The following is a 551-nucleotide window of genomic DNA, read 5'->3' as shown; positions in this document are numbered from 1 at the left end:
GAGAATGTTAAAACCAAGGTTCAAGGTACTGTAGTAATGTTTTCCGCTTCAGGGAAAAAATAGCATCCAACCGCAGCACGTTCTTGCTTAAGACGTGCTACGGTTTCCTTTACGATTTGGGGTTGCGACTTTACCTCTATTGATAATGCATTCCGGCAGAACGTTCAAATATGGGTAATGACTCCAACTTACTGATAGTGTTTTATGTTCAGATAATGCCCGATGACCTTGTCATGCAGCTCCACCGATTTTGAGAACGACAGTGACTTCCGTCCCAGCCTTGCCAGATGTTGTCTCAGATTCAGATTATGTCGCTCAATGCGCTGAGTGTAACGCTTGCTGATAACGTGCAGCTTTCCCTTCAGGCGTGATTCATACAGCGGCCAGCCATCCGTCATCCATACCACGACCTCAAAGGCCGACAGCAGGCTCAGAAGACGCTCCAGTGTGGTCAGAGTGCGTTCACCGAAGACGTGCGCCACAACCGTCCTCCGTATCCTGTCATACGCGTAAAACAGCCAGCGCTGACGTGATTTAGCACCGACGTAGCC

General features: G+C 49.2%; 1 protein-coding gene and 1 pseudogene. One reads left to right on the top strand and one right to left on the bottom strand.

Going from position 1 to position 551, the window contains the following annotated elements; genetic code table 11:
* The coding region (locus BGK49_RS31205) for a hypothetical protein (RefSeq protein WP_225879632.1) at positions 1–63 on the top strand (63 nt) is incomplete at its 5' end.
* A gap of 125 nt (positions 64–188) precedes the next feature.
* Here BGK49_RS31205 and BGK49_RS17415 read toward each other — a convergent pair.
* Positions 189–551, bottom strand: a pseudogene (locus BGK49_RS17415) (IS1-like element IS1X2 family transposase); the annotation flags it as partial.

Source organism: Shigella sp. FC1544, from assembly GCF_001722145.1.
Lineage (GTDB): Bacteria > Pseudomonadota > Gammaproteobacteria > Enterobacterales > Enterobacteriaceae > Escherichia > Escherichia coli.
Note: the sequence above shows the minus strand (reverse complement) of the source record. Positions and strands in the feature narration are given on the sequence as shown.